18 protein-coding genes are annotated in these 17,297 nt (G+C 62.6%); 7 read left to right on the forward strand and 11 right to left on the reverse strand.

From position 1 onward, the window contains the following. Positions 1-3: 3 nt before the first annotated feature. The 3 genes from RHPLAN_RS38455 to RHPLAN_RS19075 all read right to left on the reverse strand — a co-directional run bounded on the left by RHPLAN_RS38455 (position 4) and on the right by RHPLAN_RS19075 (position 3,537). A protein-coding gene (locus RHPLAN_RS38455; protein WP_157099989.1) for an IS630 family transposase occupies positions 4-952 on the reverse strand; the annotation gives its coding sequence in 2 pieces (ribosomal slippage) (positions 4-615 and positions 617-952; 948 coding nt in all). 90 nt (positions 953-1,042) lie between these two features. Then, a complete protein-coding gene (locus RHPLAN_RS19070) occupies positions 1,043-2,017 on the reverse strand; it encodes an amidohydrolase family protein (protein WP_068020854.1) in 975 nt (324 codons plus the stop codon). 146 nt (positions 2,018-2,163) lie between these two features. Continuing rightward, positions 2,164-3,537, reverse strand: a complete 1,374-nt coding sequence (locus tag RHPLAN_RS19075; protein ID WP_068020856.1) for a UbiD family decarboxylase — start codon at positions 3,535-3,537, stop codon at positions 2,164-2,166. A gap of 94 nt (positions 3,538-3,631) precedes the next feature. On the opposite strand from RHPLAN_RS19075, the gene RHPLAN_RS19080 reads away from it, so the two are divergent. Further along, positions 3,632-4,618: a Bug family tripartite tricarboxylate transporter substrate binding protein gene (locus RHPLAN_RS19080; protein WP_198164411.1), complete on the forward strand. Its 987-nt coding sequence runs from the start codon at positions 3,632-3,634 to the stop codon at positions 4,616-4,618. Between the two features lie 14 nt (positions 4,619-4,632). On the opposite strand, the gene RHPLAN_RS19085 is transcribed toward RHPLAN_RS19080, so the two are convergent. Continuing rightward, positions 4,633-5,109: a MarR family winged helix-turn-helix transcriptional regulator gene (locus RHPLAN_RS19085; protein WP_068020859.1), complete on the reverse strand. Its 477-nt coding sequence runs from the start codon at positions 5,107-5,109 to the stop codon at positions 4,633-4,635. Positions 5,110-5,198: 89 nt separating this feature from the next. Between RHPLAN_RS19085 and RHPLAN_RS19090 the strand changes: the two genes are divergently transcribed. The 3 genes from RHPLAN_RS19090 to RHPLAN_RS19100 are packed head-to-tail and all read left to right on the forward strand — an operon-like array spanning position 5,199 to position 7,179. Further along, positions 5,199-5,564 (forward strand): Rieske (2Fe-2S) protein, encoded by a 366-nt coding sequence (locus RHPLAN_RS19090; RefSeq protein WP_198164412.1) that lies wholly within the window; start codon positions 5,199-5,201, stop codon positions 5,562-5,564. Further along, a complete protein-coding gene (locus tag RHPLAN_RS19095; protein WP_068020861.1) occupies positions 5,551-5,889 on the forward strand; it encodes a hypothetical protein in 339 nt (112 codons plus the stop codon). The genes RHPLAN_RS19090 and RHPLAN_RS19095 overlap by 14 nt, the downstream gene beginning before the upstream one ends. A 12-nt stretch (positions 5,890-5,901) precedes the next feature. Continuing rightward, positions 5,902-7,179 carry an amidohydrolase family protein gene (locus tag RHPLAN_RS19100; protein ID WP_237179857.1) on the forward strand — a complete coding sequence of 426 codons (1,278 nt, stop codon included), beginning with the start codon at positions 5,902-5,904 and terminating at the stop codon, positions 7,177-7,179. Between the two features lie 75 nt (positions 7,180-7,254). Here RHPLAN_RS19100 and dapA read toward each other — a convergent pair whose 3' ends face one another. The 4 genes from dapA to RHPLAN_RS19120 form a co-directional block, all read right to left on the reverse strand. After that, positions 7,255-8,214: a 4-hydroxy-tetrahydrodipicolinate synthase gene (gene dapA / locus RHPLAN_RS19105; RefSeq protein WP_084246569.1), complete on the reverse strand. Its 960-nt coding sequence runs from the start codon at positions 8,212-8,214 to the stop codon at positions 7,255-7,257. Between the two features lie 13 nt (positions 8,215-8,227). Further along, positions 8,228-8,527 carry a hypothetical protein gene (locus RHPLAN_RS19110; RefSeq protein ID WP_068020863.1) on the reverse strand — a complete coding sequence of 100 codons (300 nt, stop codon included), beginning with the start codon at positions 8,525-8,527 and terminating at the stop codon, positions 8,228-8,230. 140 nt (positions 8,528-8,667) lie between these two features. Beyond that, positions 8,668-8,916, reverse strand: coding sequence for a hypothetical protein (locus RHPLAN_RS19115; RefSeq protein ID WP_068020865.1), 249 nt, complete (start codon positions 8,914-8,916; stop codon positions 8,668-8,670). Further along, a complete protein-coding gene (locus RHPLAN_RS19120; RefSeq protein ID WP_068020867.1) occupies positions 8,913-9,374 on the reverse strand; it encodes a hypothetical protein in 462 nt (153 codons plus the stop codon). Before RHPLAN_RS19120 ends, RHPLAN_RS19115 begins: the two co-directional genes overlap by 4 nt. Positions 9,375-9,810: 436 nt before the next feature. On the opposite strand from RHPLAN_RS19120, the gene RHPLAN_RS19125 reads away from it, so the two are divergent. Together RHPLAN_RS19125 and RHPLAN_RS19130 are read left to right on the forward strand one after the other, a co-directional pair. Further along, a complete protein-coding gene (locus RHPLAN_RS19125; RefSeq protein WP_068020869.1) occupies positions 9,811-10,005 on the forward strand; it encodes a hypothetical protein in 195 nt (64 codons plus the stop codon). 114 nt (positions 10,006-10,119) lie between these two features. Further along, positions 10,120-11,286 (forward strand): M20 aminoacylase family protein, encoded by a 1,167-nt coding sequence (locus RHPLAN_RS19130; RefSeq protein ID WP_068020871.1) that lies wholly within the window; start codon positions 10,120-10,122, stop codon positions 11,284-11,286. Between the two features lie 82 nt (positions 11,287-11,368). On the opposite strand, the gene RHPLAN_RS19135 is transcribed toward RHPLAN_RS19130, so the two are convergent. Both RHPLAN_RS19135 and RHPLAN_RS40160 read right to left on the reverse strand, forming a co-directional pair. Next, a complete protein-coding gene (locus RHPLAN_RS19135; RefSeq protein ID WP_068020873.1) occupies positions 11,369-14,353 on the reverse strand; it encodes a glycosyltransferase in 2,985 nt (994 codons plus the stop codon). Between the two features lie 180 nt (positions 14,354-14,533). Then, entirely contained in the window at positions 14,534-15,340 is an 807-nt protein-coding gene (locus tag RHPLAN_RS40160; RefSeq protein WP_198164413.1) for a hypothetical protein, read from the reverse strand. Here RHPLAN_RS40160 and RHPLAN_RS19145 point away from each other — a divergent pair. Then, a complete protein-coding gene (locus RHPLAN_RS19145) occupies positions 15,335-16,936 on the forward strand; it encodes a glycoside hydrolase family 17 protein (RefSeq protein ID WP_068020877.1) in 1,602 nt (533 codons plus the stop codon). The two genes, RHPLAN_RS40160 and RHPLAN_RS19145, sit on opposite strands and share 6 nt — an antisense overlap. Here RHPLAN_RS19145 and RHPLAN_RS19150 read toward each other — a convergent pair. Beyond that, positions 16,902-17,279 carry a hypothetical protein gene (locus tag RHPLAN_RS19150; protein ID WP_157100350.1) on the reverse strand — a complete coding sequence of 126 codons (378 nt, stop codon included), beginning with the start codon at positions 17,277-17,279 and terminating at the stop codon, positions 16,902-16,904. The genes RHPLAN_RS19145 and RHPLAN_RS19150 overlap by 35 nt on opposite strands. Positions 17,280-17,297: the final 18 nt, after the last annotated feature.

A 17,297-nucleotide genomic window follows, 5' to 3' on the forward strand; every position in this document is an offset into this window, starting at 1 on the left:
GGTTCACAATTTGACGGAAGCGTATCCGGCGTTTGCGAAGTAGTTGCTGCATTCGCGGGGGCCTATGGTTGTGACGAGGCTGCCGATTTGGCGCCAGACATCGTCGATGGTGCGCCTTTGAGCCATGCGCATCCAATGTTTGATCTTGGCGAAGGCCTGCTCGATCGGATTGAGGTCCGGCGAGTAGGGCGGCAGGTACCAGAGCCTGGCTCCGGCTGCTCTTATGATCTGTCGCAGCACGGCAGCCTTGTGGCTTCCGAGGTTGTCCATGACGACAATATCGCCGGCCTTCAGTGCGGGAACGAGTTGCTGCTGGACATAGGCTCGGAAGCACTCGCCGTTGATCGGGCCATCGAACACGCAAGGGGCTGTGAGGCCGTCGTGGCGGAGCGCGCCGAGGAAGGTCAGCGTCCGCCAATGACCATGCGGCGCGTAAGCTCGCAGGCGATCGCCCTTGCGTCCCCATCCGCGCAGTGGGGCCATGCTGGTCTTGATCCAGGTTTCGTCGATGAAGACCAAACGCCGTGGATCGAGACCGGCCTGCCAGGATCGCCAGCGCTTTCGTCTGCGGGCGATGTCGGCCCGGGCCTGTTCAAGCGCGAACAGTGTTTTTTTTGAACCGCAGGTCTTCGCGCCGCAGGAACAGCCACACGGCATTGTGCGAGACCTTTACCCCACGCGCGGCAAGTTCGTCCTTCAGCCCATGCAGGGTCAGATGCGGGGTCTGTCTGATGCGCTCCAGGATGAAGGCCCGATGCGGATCGAGCACCGGCTTGCGATATCCACCCATCTTGCTCGGCGACACTGAGCCAGTCGTCCGATAGCGCTGAGACCACTTCACCACCGACGACACCGCCACGCCGAACCGCGAAGCCACCGTCCGGCAGCTCTCACCGTTCCGCACCGCCGCAACGACACGCTCACGCAGATCATTGGACAGAGGTCGGGTCATGAGCTGCTGGCCTCCAACCCAGCCAGCAGCTTGAATCACAATTCGAAGCCCAGCGGAATCCCCAGCGATTCAGAAAAGAAGTGAACCGCTCTAGAATCCGAACAGCCGCTCCGCGTTGCCGTGGGCGATGCGCTCTTTGTCCGCTGGGCTGATCGGGAGTTGCTCCAGAAACGCACGCGCCTCGGCCATCGATCCATACGGGTAGTCGACCGAGAACATGATCCGATCGATCCCGACTTCTTGCACCAGATTTTGAAACGTCGCCGTGAAATTGAAGCCGCCGAACGTGTAGTGAACGTTTTCCCGCAGATAAGCGCCGACCGGACGGCCGAGCTTCGTCATCTCCGTCGGCAGGTTCTTGTTCAGCCGCGGCAGCATGAACGGGATGCCTTCGCCCAGGTGACCGATCACGACTTGCAGCTTGGGATACTTATCGAAGACTCCCCCGAGGATCATGCGAACGAGATGGATCGCGGTTTCGATATGCCAGCCCCAGCCGCCGGTTGAGAAAACGCCGCTCACTTGCGGGCTGAAGCCGCTGTATTGCGCATCGAACACCGCTTTTGGCGGCGGCGTTGGATGCAGATAGATCGGCGTGTTGAGGGCTTCGGCCCGCTCCAGGATCGGCCAGAAGAACTTGTCATCGAGATAGCGGCCGCGTGTATGGCCGTTGATGAGGGCGCCTTTGAAGCCTTGCTGACGGACCCGACGCTCCAGTTCTTCCGCCGCCTTTTCCGGTGCGGCTGTCGGCAGCGCGGCGAAAGCAGCAAACCGCGTCGGATGCTTTTTGACGGCGTCAGCCAGGAAGTCGTTGGACTCACGCGCGGCCGAAATCTGCTCCGCGGCATCGGATTGCTCCACGCCTGGAGAGTTCAGCGAGAGCACCTGCATATCGATCTTGTCGGCATCCATCTCGGCGATGCGCTTGTCGCCGATGTCTTTGAGTTTTTCGTAGATCGCCGCGCCGCGCGGCCCTGCATCGCGGATCCGTCCCATGAATTCCTTGCCCGGACCGGCGAGGAAACCTGGGCTGCCGAAGTGCTCTTCGAGAGTGATGGTCCGCATTTTCTCTTCCTGGCGTGGCGTGAATTTCGGCGGATAAGCGATCTCTTTGCGCCTGTTCTGTCAACTCATCCGCGCGCATGGGACGCGTGCCCGCCGCGTTCGGCGGGCCTCTCAAGATCGTTGGTCGAGACTAAGCCGCCGGGCTGTTACCGGCCGTCGAGCTCGGGCATCTCGAAGTCCTCCCAGCCCGGCACGTCGGCCACTTCCGAGAATGGCTTTCCGTAGGGCCGCGTCGCGTCGATGCCGATCGAGGACGCGGTGCGGAACGGACGCGGCTTGGTCGGATCGTCGATCGAGGGGTCCGAGGGGCCGGCCGGAATCTGATCGACGATGATCACGTCCTTCTGCGGCTGGGTGCGGAATGCCATGGCCCATTCGACATCCGACGACGAGTGCACGTCGATGTCGGGATCGACGATGATCACCCATTTCGGCCGGATGTTGCTCGACATCGCCGAGAGGATCACCTGACGCGCTTCGCCGGCGAAGCGTTGGTTCATCGAGATCACCACATAGAACGACACGCCGGCCGAAGCGCGCACCGAGATCTGATCGATGGTCGGGAATTGCCGCTTCAACGTCTTGAGGAACGAGGCCTCGAACGGAATCTGCTTGAGGATATGGTTCTCGGTGATCGGTTTGCCGGTGAGCAACCCCTGGAAGATCGGCTTCTTGCGGTGCGTGATCGCGGTGATCTTCGCCACAGGTTTCAGCGAGGCAGGCGTGTAATAGCCGGTGTATTCGCCGAGCGGGCCTTCCATCACGGTCTTGTCCATGTCGACTTCGAACTCGATGACGAATTCCGACGTTGCCGGCACCTCGATGTCGCAGGTTTTGCACTTGGTCAGTTCGATCGGCGCGCCGCGAAGTCCGCCCGCAACCTCCCAGTCGTTGGTCTGATCATGCACCTGGACCTGGCACGTGTAGGCGAGGATCGGATCGACGCCGATGATCAGCGCGGCGCGCGGCTTCACGCCCATCTTCTGGCATTTCGCGAGATTCTTGCCGAAGCGGTGGAACGGCTGCGCCGAGAATGACACGGTGTTCTTGCTGAGAATGAGAAAGCGATAGTGGCCGATATCCGGCACGCCGGTTTCCGGATCCTTCGACACCACGATGCCCGGCGTGATGTAGGGGCCGCCATCCTTCGGGCTGTAGGTCGGTATCGGCAGGCTGTAGAGGTCGATATCTTCTTCTTGGATCACAACCTCATGGCAAGGCGCTGCGCCGTTGACCATCACAGGCTTGATCGGATTGTCGAGTCCGTCGAGCACCTTCTGCATGATCGATTTCTCGTCGCTCTGGAACGCGAGAAGCGCCTTGTTGCGGTCCGAATAGAGGCCGCACACCAGCGGGAACTCCGTGCTGTTGTAGTTGAAAGACACGGCGGGCCGGCCTTTCTGATAGGCCTGCTTCAGCGCCTTGCCGACGTCGGTCAATGCGACCGGACGATCGATGTCGATCAGTTCGCCCTGCTGACGCAACACATCGAGGAACTGGCGAAAATCCTGGTAGGGCATCTTGATCTCCAGAGCATGAACGCAGATGTGGTTGACGGGATTGCGCAGGCCGTTATGTCTGACGCCGAGGAAACGTCAAACAAAGGATAGGCGAATGAAAGCCATGCGTGCCGCGCTTGTTGTTGTGGCGATGATGTGCGGCGCAAGCGCTGCAAACGCGCAAAGCAAGTGGCCTGATCATCCGCTGCGCTTTATCGTTCCGCTGCCGGCCGGTTCTGCCGCTGACGTGATGGCGCGATTGATTGGCCAGAAGCTCAGCGAACGCATCGGCCAGCCGGTGATCGCAGAGAACCGCGCGGGCGCAAGCGGCATTCTGGGCGCGGACGTGGTCGCGAAGGGCGCGCCGGACGGCTACATGCTTGGCATCGCGACCTCGACGACGCACGTCACCGCGCCGATCTTCAACGCCAAGCTGCCGTTCGATCCGGTCAATGACTTCGTGCCGGTCGCGGTCGTTGGCACGTCGCCTTACGTGCTGGTGGCGAGCTCGACGCTGCCGGTGAAGACCGTCGCCGATGTGGTCGCGCTCGCCAAGGCCAAGCCGCGCACGATCAGCTATTCGTCGGTCGGGCAGGCGAGCCTTGCCTACCTCGCGATGGAGCTGTTCTCGGCCAAGACCGGCGCCGAATTCAATCACGTGCCCTACAAGACTTCGACCCAGGCGCTGCTCGACCTGGTCGAGGGGCGCATCGACATGCAGTTCGGCATCCTCGGCACGAGCCTCGAGATGATCCGCGAAGGCAAGCTCAAGGCGCTGGCTGTCGCGATGGACAAGCGCAGCGAAGACCTGCCCGGCGTGCCGACCATGGCGGAGGCCGGTGTCAAGGACTTCGAGGTGTCGCTGCTGTTTGCGGTGATGATGCCGCCGAAGACGCCCAACGAGATCGTCACGCGCATCAGTGACAACATCAGGGACATCATGGCCGAGCCCGAGGTCAAGCGCGCGCTCGCGGGCCAGGCCATCATCGCCACCAGCAGCACGCCTATCGAGGCGCATGACCGGATCCAGCGCGAGGTCGCGCTGTGGCGTGGCCTTGCTGCCAAGGCTGGCCTGGTCGCGGAGGCGGGCGGTCGAAATTGAACCCGGCATAGCGATTATCTCCGCAAGTTGCGGATGATCTTTCCAACTGTTTCGAACATCGCCGCGACGTCGGCTTTCGAGAGGCCGGCGCGGGCGCGGAGGTTCACCGCGATCGCGCAATCGTCGAGCGGCTTCTCCAGCGCGCGGCCCGGCGGCGTCAGCGTCACAATGATGCGCCGGCGATCCTGCGGATCGCGCTTCCTGCGGATGAGACCGAGCTTTTCGAGCTGATCGATCACGGCGGTCGACGAGGCGGTCTCGATCCCGATCCGCCGTGACAGATCGACCTGCGCGAGACCATCTTCCTGCCAAAGCTGACGCAGATGCTGGTACTGGCTGAAGGTGATCTTGTGCTGGGCGAGCTCCTCACGCAGCGCGCGGTTGAATACCGCATTTGCATCGCGCAGCAGCATGCCCAGCCCGATGTTGGGAACGTCATGCTGTGCCGCGGAAGCGCCGCGCTTCTCGAATTTGCGAACCGTTGCGGTCACCTGTTTTCTCCGGAGGGCACGCAGCGATAAGTTGACCCAATCATAAGGTATCTTATAATAAGAGTTCTAATAATCAAAGGGAGCAGGCCTTGGCCGAAATCCACGTGTGCAAAAAGGGCGAGATCGCCGATGGCGGCACCCGCCTGGTGAAGAGCGGGCCTGTCGAGATCGGCGTGATCTTCCACAAGGGCGCCTATTACGCCTACCGCAACCAATGCCCGCATCAGGGCGGACCGGCCTGCGAGGGCCTGAAGATGCCGCAGGTGGTCGAGAAGCTCGGCGAGAAAGGCATCTTGCTCGGTCAGGATTTCGACGAGAGCGACATGCACATCGTTTGTCCGTGGCACGGCTGGGAGTTCCATCTCAAGGACGGCTGCCACGTCATCGACAACCGTCACAAGTTGAAAAAATACGACGTCATCGAGCGGGGCGACGAAATCTATGTCGCAGTCTGACGCCAACCGCATCGCCGCGTTTCCGGAGCTTGCCAGCGATCTCGCCGCGGCCTGCGCCGAGGCGATCGAGGCGAACCGGCTGGACGATATTCCGGATGACTCGCTCGGCCAGGCGTTCGGCGCCATCGTCCGGCTCTATGCCGCGAAAGCCCAGATGGGCAACGCGCCGCGGCCCTATGGCCGCAACAGCGGCGTCACCGTGACCGACGTCGCGATCGGCTGCACCGCGCTTCTGGAAAGCGCGGGCATCGAAGTGTTCGAATTGGGCGCCTGGCAATCGATGTCGGGCATCGGCCGTCTCACGCCGCAAGGCGGCAACCGTTAAAGAGGCTTCTCCATGTCCATGCTGACCGATCCGCAGGCTCTGCAGAATCAGGCCAACCGCGATTTCCGCGACCTTGCGAGCGAGGAGTTCGACACCCGCACGCTCCTTCGCAACGCCGTGACCCAGGCGATCGACCGCAAGTACGAAGACTTCCTGATCGTCGACACCGACTCGCACCATTACGAGACCGAGGCTTTCAAGGAGATCGCCGAATACATCGACGATCCGGTGATGCGCTATGAGGCCAAGTTCCAGGGCCACTCGCGCGGTGGCTTCACCTCGGAAACCGGCTCGTATCAGGAGATCGCCGGCCGCATCACGCGCTATCCCGAGCGCAAGAACGAGAAGGTGCCGACCACCAAGCACCGCGACCTGACGCTGATGGAGCGTTGGATGGACGCCATGGGCGTCGACATGGCGGTGATGTTCCCGACGCCGATGCTCAACCTGTCGAACTGCCCGCGCATCCAGGTCGAGGTCGCCATGGCCAAGGCCTATAACCGCTGGCTCTGCGACAAGATCCTCGACGCCGATCCGCGCATCAAGTCGATGCTTTATCTGCCGTTCCACGATCCGGAGGCGAGCTACGAGATCGTCAAGGAGTTCGCCGACCGCAAGGGCGTGATCGGTTTCATGGTGACGTCGACTCACTACAAGGCGAACTACGACAACGCCTACATGAAGACCTACCACATGTTGGAGGAGCGCAACCTGCCGCTCGGTTTCCATGCGGCCTTCACCTGGACCGACCAGAGCCTGCAGCTTTGCAACCGATTCATCGGGGTGCATGCGCTGGGATTCACCTGGTGCAACATGCTGCACATGACCAATTGGATCACCAATGGCATGCCGGAGCGCTTCCCGAAGTTGAAGACGCTCTGGATCGAAAGCGGGCTCGCCTGGATCCCATTCCTGATGCAGCGGCTCGACAACGAGTTCATGATGCGTACGTCGGACTGCGGCCTGCTCAAGCGCAAGCCCAGCGAATACATGCGCGAGATGTTCTACACCACGCAGCCGATGGAGATGGTCGACAACCGTGAAGCGCTGGAGCTGACCTTCAAGATGATCAAGGCGGACACCCAGCTCCTGTACTCGTCGGACTATCCGCACTGGGACATGGATCTGCCGTCGACGATCTACGATCTGCCGTTCCTGAAAGAGGAGGGCAAGCGCAACATCCTTGGTGGCAATGCGCAGAGGCTGTTCAATCTCGACCCGGTCTATTCGCCGGTGAAACTCGCGCGGCGCGCCGCGCGGGAGGCCGGTCAGCCCGTTGCCGCTGAATAACAAGGCGGATAAGCGTGAACTGATGGCCGGAGCCTGGCGCTTCGGCCATTTTTTTGGCCGGCCGTGGCGTCCGCCTCAGGCGGCGCGCGGCCGGTGACCAAAGCACAGGCGGCGGCCGATCATGGACGCGGCGTACTCCACGCTTGATTGCGCGATCACGGCGTCGAGTTGCCTTCGGACTGCCTCGCCGGGTGGCACCATGGGAAGGCGGACGTCCGGCGACATCCAGCCAAGTGTGCTGAGCGCATATTTCAGCGGTGCGGGCGTTGCCTCGCAGAGCAGGGCCGAGGTCAGCCGGCCGGCCTGAACGGCAAGGCGCTGGGCTCGCGCGATCTGTCCCTGCCGGTAAGCCAGGAACACGTTACGGCACAGCCCTGGAGCCATGTTGGACGTGACCGAGATGCAGCCGTCGCCGCCTTGCGCCAGATAACCCAAGGCCGTGGCGTCGTCGCCGGTCATGAGCCTGAACTCCGCACCGACCAGCGGCCGCAGGTGGCAGGGCCGCGTCACGTCGCCGGTCGCATCCTTCAAGCCGATGATCTGCGGAAGCTCGGCCAGTCGCGCCACGGTCGCGTCGGCCAGGCCGCACACCGTGCGCGAGGGCTCATCGTGCAGGAACACCGGCAAGGCCGTGGACTGTGCGATTTCGCGGAAGTGCGCAATGAGGCCCGCTTGCGTCGGCTTGTTGTAGTAGGGCACGACCAGCAGCACGGCGTCGGCACCGGCGTCTTCCGCCTCTTGCGTCAGATCAACCGCATGTTCGGTCGAATTCGATCCGCAGCCGGCGATCACCGGCACGCGGCCGTTCGAGACCTCGCGGGCGATATGGATTAGCCGGACATGCTCGGCGGGCGTTAATGTCGGCGCTTCCCCCATGGTGTCGGCAACCACGAGCGCCGACGCGCCTTCGTCGACCTGGCGGCTGCAGAACTCCGCGAACGCGTCGGCGTCAAGGTTGCCATCCTGGTTGAATGGCGTCGGCAGCGCCGGTGCGTAGCCGGAAAGCTTGGTCACATGTCGGCCGATGGTGGACATGGCTGCACCGATCTCAAGCGACAAGCCGTATGGCGGGATTGTCGCGGGCTTTCTCTCGGTCGGTGTTGTTTTGGGGCGACGGCCTCATGTTGAGGTCGAGACTCATAACTCCCGGCACCATGATCACGGCGCGCGGATTGCGGCCGTTCTCGAACAGCGCAAAGCGCAGGGCCTGCGCGCGATCGACAAAGAGTCCGCCCCGCAGGCCACCCTGGTCTTTCACCACCCAGTGACCCTCACTGTCCTTGCCGAGGTAGAACAGGTTATTGGCAGCATGGGTCTTCGATAGCGGGGGCTCCGAATGGTTGTTCATGACACGCTTCCTTTCATCAACGGCTCGCGCTGCGGTTCACGCGATGGCCGATGCTGGGAATGTGCAGAGAGCTGCGTTTGAATTCGAGGGAAGATGAAGGATGACGTTATAAGTCCCGCATAAAGATGCGGCTGTCTCACTCACAGGCCGGAGGAGTTTCGCCCGTGGACAGCAAGTCCCACAGCGGGCAGGTCATCGTCGTTCTTGGATGAATAGGTATAGAGCCCGCCGAACAGCTCGCGTTCCACGGCGGCGCGGTCGACCCGGGCGCAGTCAGACGCGCGAGAAACACGAGCGGCCATGGTTTGCGCGATGGCGATCAGCCTGATCCAGGGCGGTGACGTGCGCCGCGGGCCGGCGGGGGCGCGATACGGCACGGGATTGCTCAAGCGAAATCGTCGCAATTCATGGGGACTGCAGACAGCCGTTGCAGGCGCACAGCCGTAGCTCTCTGGAACTCCGGTTGCGCGGCCTTTCGCGTCTCGACCAGCGCCAGCAGGATCGCAATCGCCGCAATCTCGTGGCGGCTGTCGATCGTATCGTCGATCTCGATCGGAAGCTGCGGATACCGGGACAGCGAGCAGAACCATTCGCCGTCATCGAAGGTGAGACGGCGGAGCGTCCATTGCGGCGCTTCCAGCGTCAGCAACGCGAGCGCGGCATCGATCCAGGCACCGGCGGCGCTCAGTCGCTTCAGATTTTCTCTGGCATAGGGCGTGTGGGCAGTAACGTCGCTGCATGCATATGAAATCACAACGGCGATTGGTTCGAGCGAACTGGTACAGGCGTGGTGCAGGCGTTCGGCGAGTTGGTCGAGCGACGTTTGTTGTCTGGGCACGTGCAGCATCGGCGTCAGCTCCCATTGGTGGGTGCAACTCGTGGCCATGCTGAAGATGGAGAAGACGCCATAAAGAAGCGAGATGAAGCCCGGAACCGCGTTATAGGAATGTCATAGTCGTTTTGGCGTGTTCTCTAGGCACGCCTCTTGATGCGAACGGGCAGGCCTCGCCACAGATCCTCGTTCCTGGCCGGCGGCCTTGTTTCGCGGCGCCGATCAGGCTCACGCGTTTCCACCAAGCCCATTGCCGCCTGGAATGCTCGCCGCAGGCGAGGATCGTCGATGCGCTCGATGTGTCGGCGCAGGACGATGCTGTCCTGTCCGTCGGCGAGAGTGGCGATGGCCGCGCAAACCTCATCGGTCGTTCGGGTGAAAAAGCGCGGCGCGACCGGCCACCATTGCCCGCCACGGAATCGAGTTTGTCTGCGATCATAACCGCGACCGCATGATCCGTGTGCCGTCGCGTCACGGCAAATCGCAGCAGCGCCAGAAGCCATTCGCGGATTTTCGAGGCATGGCGGTCGTCTTCGTCGGGCTCGACAGTCATGCTTGGGAGCTACGGCTGTTGCTGGTTTGGCGGGCGTTCACATCAACTGAACCGATGTTTGAAAGCGAGAGGGAGGCAAGGGTTAAAAAATAGGAATTCTGTAAAAGATCGACAGTTGACCTGCCGCCGGGGGTCCGATTTGCTAAGGTCATCCGGGCCGGGAAAGACATGCCAGCGGCGCGCCGTTCGCGCTTGAGGAGATACGCCATGCCGATCGTTAACCGCGTCGCCGACCTGCACGACGAGATCAAGGGCTGGCGGCATGACCTTCACGCGCACCCTGAAATTCTGTTCGATGTGCACCGCACCGCGGACGTCGTCGCCGAGAAGCTGAAGAGCTTCGGCTGCGACGACGTCGTCACCGGCATCGGCCGTACCGGGGTGGTCGGTGTGATCCGTGGCAGGAAGGGCGGCAGCCAGCGGACCATCGGCTTGCGCGCCGACATGGATGCACTGCCGATCACGGAAGCCACCGGCCTGTCCTACGCCTCGAAGAACGACGGCAAGATGCATGCTTGCGGCCACGACGGCCACACCGCGATGCTGCTCGGCGCTGCCAAATACCTCGCCGAGACCCGCAACTTCGATGGCACGGCTGTCGTGATCTTCCAGCCGGCCGAGGAGGGCGGCGGTGGCGGCCGCGAGATGGTCAAGGACGGCATGATGGACCGCTTCAAGGTCGAAGAGGTCTACGGCATGCACAACTATCCGGGCATTCCACTCGGCGAGTTTGCCATCCGCTCCGGCCCGATGATGGCGGCGGCCGACCGCATCTATATCGACATCGAAGGATTGGGCGGGCATGCGGCGCGGCCGCATACGTCGATCGATACGGTCGTGGTGGGGGCCGCGATCATCAACCAGCTGCAGACCATCGTGTCGCGCAATGTCGACCCGCTTGAGTCAGCGGTGATATCGATCACCCAGTTCCATGCGGGCACCGCCGACAACATAATCCCTCAGACCGCGCAGCTGCGCGGCACAGCGCGGAGCCTGACCGAGGCCACGCGTGACATCGTCGAGAAGCGCGTCCGCGAGGTGGTGGAGGGTACCGCCAAGCTCTACGGCGCCAAGGCCACGCTCACCTACAAGCGCGACTACCCGGTGACCCGCAACCACGACCGCCAGACGTCATTTGCCGCCGAAGTCGCGGCCAACGTGGTCGGCAAGGATCGGGTCGACACCGGAACGCCGCCGGTGATGGGTGCCGAGGATTTCTCGTTCATGCTGGAAAGTCGGCCGGGCGCCTTCATCTTCGTCGGTAACGGCGACAGCGCGGGGCTGCATCACCCGCAGTATAACTTCAACGACGAGATCATCCCGGTCGGGACATCGTATTGGGTGAAGCTCGTCGAGACCGCGCTGCGCGGTTAGTCCACGCCTTGCTTTGTGGCCAAAACGCTGATGCCCGGCACAGGGCCGGGCATCGCGACGATTGCCAATGTGAGCGGAAGCGTCAGTGCGTCGGTTCGATGACACGCCGCTCTTCGGCCGGAACGGGCGCAGGTGCCGGTTGCGCCGCAATCGCCGAACGCCGCGGACGCATATCGATGACGATGTTTTCCAGTCCGCGCCAGAACGCGAACTCATTGATTCGGCTTCTTTCAAGCAACGCCATGGCCACCGATGACAGGAACGGGAGTGCCTGAACGGCGAGGGCCGCGGCGAACAGGTTGGCTTGATACACCCGGTTGAAGTTGGTGACGTAGAGCAGGATCGCGATGGTGATCAGCAGCGTGCCCAGCACCGCTTCCCAGAACGCGGGAAATTCCGAGCGACGCCGGGTGGCGCCGCCCTTGGCGGTGACGACGAAGGGCAGGCCGTCCTTCACGATGCCCGTGCCGACGGCGCGCGCGACCGACCACTGCAGTGCCATCGCGGCGATCACCGAGCTCAGCATCTGGCGGGGCTTGATCGAAACCCGCAGGCGATACAGCGACACGAAATGAATGACCGCAACCGCGAAGGTGGTGAGGATCGGCAGCGTCAGGACCTGGTCGGGCACCACCGCGACGACCTTGCCGTGGATCTCCGTCCAGAAGCCCTTGATTGGCCGCCCCTGGAGGTAGTCGTAGGCAAGCCACAGCGGCGGCGCGAGTATGATCCAGATTAGGTTGAGCGCCGCCATCAGCACGCCGATGCTTTCAGCACCGAGCCAGCCCATCCAGCCGAGCAGGAATTCGCGCTTCTGTTCGCTCGTCAGGTTGCTGCGGCCCGGCAGGAACCGGCGCCAGTGCTTCTTCATGATCTGGAAGCCGCCATAGGCCCAGCGATCGCGCTGGCGCTTGTAGCCCTGGTAGCTGTCCGGCAGCAGGCCGTGGCCGTAGCGGCGGTTGGTGTAGTGCGAGGTCCAGCCGAGTTCGAGGATGGTGAGTCCTAAATCCGTGTCCTCGCAGATCGTGTCGCTCGACCAGTTGCCGGCCGCGATCATCGCCTCGCGCCGGATCAGGCACATGGTGCCGTGGGTGACAATGGCGTTGTGCTCGTTCCGCTGCACCATGCCGATGTCGAAGAAACCGGCATACTCGCCGTTCATCGCTTCGTGCATCACGCTGCGGTTGGCATCGCGATGATCCTGAGGAGCCTGAACCAGGCCGACCTTGGGATCGGTAAACAGCGGCACCAGATCCTTCAGCCAGTCAGCCTGCACGGTGTAGTCCGCATCGAGGATGCCGATGATCTCAGCGTCCTCCGCGGTGCGGGTCAGCGCGAGCCGCAACGCTCCGGCCTTGAAGCCCTCAAGCTTGTCCTCGCGGATGAACTTGAAGCGCTCGCCGAGCTTTTTGCAGTGCTCTTCCACTGGCTGCCACATCGCCGGATCCGGCGTGTTGTTGATCACCAGCACGCATTCGAAGTTCGGGTAGTTCAGCCGCGCCACCGAATCGAGGGTGAGCTTCAGCATCTCCGGCGGCTCGCGATAGGCCGGGATGTGGATCGACACCTTTGGCGGATTGGGCAGGTCGGGGACGACAGGCGGCGCCGTGACCAGCCGTGCGGGCTTGCCCCCGAAGGCGATCGCGGCGATGTCCTCGATGCGGGTCAGCGCCACGAAGATCATTGGCACCAGGAGCGCCATCGCGAGGCCGAAGGCGAAGGCCGCGCCCGGCACGAAGTAGTGACCGTTCCAATAGGCGAACAGGATGGCGAGCCAGGCGCCAGCAATGTTGGCTGCAGTTGCAAGCAGGACCGCCTGGCCGAAGGTGGCCGCCGCCAGCGCCAGGATCGGCAGTGACAGCAGAACGCCAATCGCAACCGCGATCGTGGTCAGCTTCCAGTGGTCGGGATTGTGGATCGGCCCGGTCCAGGAGAACTTCGGCTGCCGTGAGGCGTCGAGGAAGCCCCAATAGGGACCGACGCCGCCTTCGGTCCTGGCCTTCCAGGGCTGATCGTAGGCTTCGATGATGTTGTACTCGATGCCAAGCTCGTCGGCCCGGTTGACGAAATTGCGCAGCACCGCGGCCTGCGTCAGCGAGTCGGGCAATGCGTCGTTGCGGTTGGGACCGGCACTCGGCCAGCCAAACTCGGCGATCACGATGCGCTTGCCCGGATAGGCCTGGCCAAGCTCGCCGTAGATTTTGACGGCAAAGTCGACAGCCTGGTTCGCCGATACGCTCTCCCAATACGGCAAGATGTGCGCGCCGATAAAGTCGACGGCCGCAGCAAGCGAAGGGTGATAAGCCCATTGGCTCTGGATTTCACCGGTCGTGACCGGCAGCCCAGTGTCGCGCCGAACCCGTTGAATCACCTTGATGAGCCGCTGGACGTTGTTCTCGTCCTTGGCCCATTGCTTCTCCTGATCGGTCCGAGCCTCGTTAAGCCGCTCGGTCTCCTCACGAAGGAGACTGGCTTCGGCGTCCTTGTTGTCCCGGTCCTTGTCGGAGCCGAGAGCCAGATTGGCCACCGGGATCGTCGTGTTGGTGTAGATCGTCTCGTTGCCGACGACGATGCTTTCGATGTTCCGGTTCTTCCGGGCCAGGTCGATGACCGACTGGATCTCGCGCTCGTTGCGGTCCGCGTCGGTGCCAAGCCAAGCGCCGAGAGACACCCGCAGGCCGAACTCCTGAGCGATCTGCGGAACGAGCTCCATACCGCGCGTCGCCGAATAGGTTCGGATCACCCGGGTATAGGGGGCGATCGCCTGCAGGTCGGCCCGGATTTGATCGGGTTGGCAAGCGTTCGGGTCTGGCTTGGCGGCGACTTCCGGTTTCGGGAAGAGGTCTTGCACGAACGAAGACTTGTTCTCGCCCGCGGCAGCTTTCTTTGCCTTTTCCTTTTGGCCGTCTTCGTCCTCCGAAGAGGCGCAGCCATTGAACGGCGTGTAGGACACGCTGGGCAATTGCCCGCGAAAGCCTGGTGCCCCGATCACATCGCGAGAGAGAGACCATGCCCCGGCATGCAAACACGCCACGGCCACAACGCCGACAAGAGCGACGAAGCGCATTTTAACGAGACCAAGCGGGGCTTGAGATGTCCGGCGCCAACCCGTCCCCTGGGTGGGCCATCGCTGCTTTGCAGCTTACCTCATTCGAGGCCATATGACTATATACCCACAGTCGTGGCGAATTGATGACATCGCCTATTTTGATGACGCCCATCTATATCGGGTCGGGCGTCAACACTTTCACCGGCTGGGGGTTCCTGAAGTCTTGGGTGGAGCCGCCTGATTGGCACCGGGCGCAGATGTCGCACCCTCCTTAGCCGCGGCGGGCGCCGGCTCGGATTTGGTCGGGGCAGGTTGAGCAGCCGGAGCCTGGGTGGCGGCGGCCGCTGCCGTCGTTGCGACCGGGTTGATCCAGCAGCTTTGCAGCCGGTCGGTCAGACCCCGGCCGGATTTCGGATCGATGCTCGCGGTCTGACGCAGCACGCAGCGGAAGGCCGATTGGATGTGAGGACCCGGACATCCGAACCGATCGTACAGATCGAGGTGCCGGAATGCCGTATCCATATCGTTCCGAAACAGCAGGCCAACGACGTTCTTTCCGAGAAAGACGCACTCGGCATTGCCTGCCGGACCGCTGATTTCCCGGGCGGCTTGGGTGAATTCGTCCGCCTTACGCTGGGCGTCGGGATCCACAGCCTGGGTTTGAGCCGGTTTATCGGCCGGCTTGTCCGCAGGCTTGGTCTCGTTGTTCTGGGCTGAGGCCGGCAGGGATGCAAACAGACAGGACGCCGCCAGCAGTGCAGCGAGGCTCAAGCGCGGGGGGGAAAACATACGAGCTTTTTCTTGTTTGGGGTTCGCGAACGATCGATCGGGATTTGTGTCTGTCGAATGGGTCCGATTTGCGGCTTCGACCGCACGATTGTTTAGTGGCAGAGATTGCCAAACCTGTTTGCTTTGTCCAGCGTCCTGAAAACTTTTGATGAAAGTGTCGCACCGCGTCGGCGGGCCGACACTGATCGGAACACACTCAGCTGAACTTTGATGCATAAACCTGTCAGTCTGTTCACCTTGGCGGCCTTCGCGATCGTCGTATGCTGGTGGTGGCTCGGCGCCGCGGTTCCGATGCCGCCGTCGCCGCTCGATCCCGGCGAGAAGCTTTATTGTGTTTCCTATGCGCCATTTCGCGGCACGCAGACACCGCTCGATCCCTCGATGCGAGTCGAAGCATGGCAGATCGAGGAAGATCTGACGCAACTCGCCAAAGTGACCGATTGCGTGCGCACCTATTCGGTCGACGTCGGGCTCGATCAGATTCCAGAGATCGCGCAGCGGCACGGCCTGAAGGTGCTGCTCGGAATTTGGGTTTCGAGTCATTCCGACCGTACGCAGTATCAGATCGAAACCGGCGTCAAGCTCGCCAATCAATTCCCCGACACGATTCGCGCCGTGGTGGTCGGCAATGAAGCGTTGCTGCGCGGGGAGATCGCGGCGCCGAAGCTTCGCGAATACATTGAGAGTGTGAAGCGGCAGGTGAAGGCACCCGTCACCTACGCGGATGTGTGGGAGTTCTGGCAGCGCAATCGAGAGCTATCGAGTGCAGTCGATTTCGTCACCGTGCACATCCTGCCGTACTGGGAAGACGATCCGGTTTCGGCAGCCAGGGCCGCCGATCATGTCGGCACGATCCGCAAGCTGGTCGCCCAGGATTTTCCCGGCAAGGAAATCCTCATTGGCGAATTCGGCTGGCCCAGCGCCGGGCGAATGCGCGAAGGCGCGTTACCATCTCCTTCGACACAAGCGCGCGTGCTGGCCGATGTGCTCAAGCGCAGCAAGCAGGATGGCTTTCGCGTCAACCTGATCGAAGCCTTCGACCAGCCATGGAAGCGCTATCTCGAGGGTACGGTCGGCGGCCACTGGGGCATTCACGACGACGCGACACGCCAGCCCAAATTTACATGGGGCGCGCCGGTGTCGAACCATCCGAATTGGGTTTGGCAGGCGGGGGGCGGCGTCGCGCTGGCTGCGGTGATGTTCGTTGTGGCGGCGCTCGCGGCGCGTCGCAAAGACGGTGTGCCGACCAGCGCCTGGCTTGCGATCGCGTTGAGCGCAGTGTCGGGAGGCGTCTTCATCGGCTGGACCGTCGAGAATATTCCGGTCGAAAGCCTGGGGATTTGGGCTTGGATACGGTCGCTCGCCTTTGCCGCGGTTTCGATCGGCCTGCCGATCACGAGCGCCGCGAGCCTCGCAATGTCGCGCCATGTGCCGGCGTTCGGCGAGGTGATCGGCCCGCGTTCGCAGCGCCTGCACGGCGGGTTGGCCGTATTGCTGGGAGCCCTCTTGATCGGTCTGACGGTGCTGGCCATCCAGTCGGCGCTCGCGCTGTCTTTCGACCCGCGCTATCTCGACTTTCCGTTTGCGCCGATGACCGGAGCAGTGGTGCCTGTTTTGTTGGTGTCCTTGGTCGCGCCGCGCGTTGCGGGACGCCGACCACTCGCCGAGATCGCGGCAGCCGTTGTGCTTGCCATGTGTGCTGCGTTCATCGTCTGGAACGAGACGCTCGCCAACTGGCAGGCGCTGTGGTTTGCGGCAACCCTGGTCGCGCTTGCGGTCAGCCTCGTGCGGGCGCGGGCCGCGCCAGGCTGAGGATCAGCGCAGCCACCGCGAAGGCCGAGAGGACGGTGTTGTAAAGCACGATGCCGGCGCCGCCTGAGAGCAGTGCGACGGCAGCCAGAACGATCCATGGCCGGCACAGGTTGAGCAGCGCCCCCGCGAGCGCCACAGCTCCGAACACTTGCTGCTGGAACAGCACGATCGTCGCGTAGCGGCCCGTGCACAATAAGGTCGATGCGGTTTCACAGCCGATCCCGATCGCAGAATTCTGGATCACTGCGTAGCGCATGACGAAGCCGAACGTCAGCGCGATGGCCGCGATCACGACAAGGGCAGACGTTTGGCGGAGGGTGGGGCGGTAGAGCGAGCGGTCCATGCGGACCATTGTGCCTGA

This window comes from Rhodoplanes sp. Z2-YC6860, assembly GCF_001579845.1.
GTDB lineage: Bacteria > Pseudomonadota > Alphaproteobacteria > Rhizobiales > Xanthobacteraceae > Z2-YC6860.

Coding starts and splice junctions, on each gene's coding strand:
- RHPLAN_RS19095 (WP_068020861.1), top strand. CDS start 5,551: ATGTCGCAGTCTGACGCCAACCGCATCGCCGCGTTTCCGGAGCTTGCC.
- RHPLAN_RS19080 (WP_198164411.1), top strand. CDS start 3,632: ATGAAAGCCATGCGTGCCGCGCTTGTTGTTGTGGCGATGATGTGCGGC.
- RHPLAN_RS19130 (WP_068020871.1), top strand. CDS start 10,120: ATGCCGATCGTTAACCGCGTCGCCGACCTGCACGACGAGATCAAGGGC.
- RHPLAN_RS19120 (WP_068020867.1), bottom strand. CDS start 9,374: ATGCTGCACGTGCCCAGACAACAAACGTCGCTCGACCAACTCGCCGAA.
- RHPLAN_RS19070 (WP_068020854.1), bottom strand. CDS start 2,017: ATGCGGACCATCACTCTCGAAGAGCACTTCGGCAGCCCAGGTTTCCTC.
- RHPLAN_RS19075 (WP_068020856.1), bottom strand. CDS start 3,537: ATGCCCTACCAGGATTTTCGCCAGTTCCTCGATGTGTTGCGTCAGCAG.
- RHPLAN_RS19125 (WP_068020869.1), top strand. CDS start 9,811: ATGATCCGTGTGCCGTCGCGTCACGGCAAATCGCAGCAGCGCCAGAAG.
- dapA (WP_084246569.1), bottom strand. CDS start 8,214: ATGTCCACCATCGGCCGACATGTGACCAAGCTTTCCGGCTACGCACCG.
- RHPLAN_RS19100 (WP_237179857.1), top strand. CDS start 5,902: ATGTCCATGCTGACCGATCCGCAGGCTCTGCAGAATCAGGCCAACCGC.
- RHPLAN_RS19145 (WP_068020877.1), top strand. CDS start 15,335: ATGCATAAACCTGTCAGTCTGTTCACCTTGGCGGCCTTCGCGATCGTC.
- RHPLAN_RS19135 (WP_068020873.1), bottom strand. CDS start 14,353: ATGCGCTTCGTCGCTCTTGTCGGCGTTGTGGCCGTGGCGTGTTTGCAT.
- RHPLAN_RS19150 (WP_157100350.1), bottom strand. CDS start 17,279: ATGGACCGCTCGCTCTACCGCCCCACCCTCCGCCAAACGTCTGCCCTT.
- RHPLAN_RS19110 (WP_068020863.1), bottom strand. CDS start 8,527: ATGAACAACCATTCGGAGCCCCCGCTATCGAAGACCCATGCTGCCAAT.
- RHPLAN_RS40160 (WP_198164413.1), bottom strand. CDS start 15,340: ATGCATCAAAGTTCAGCTGAGTGTGTTCCGATCAGTGTCGGCCCGCCG.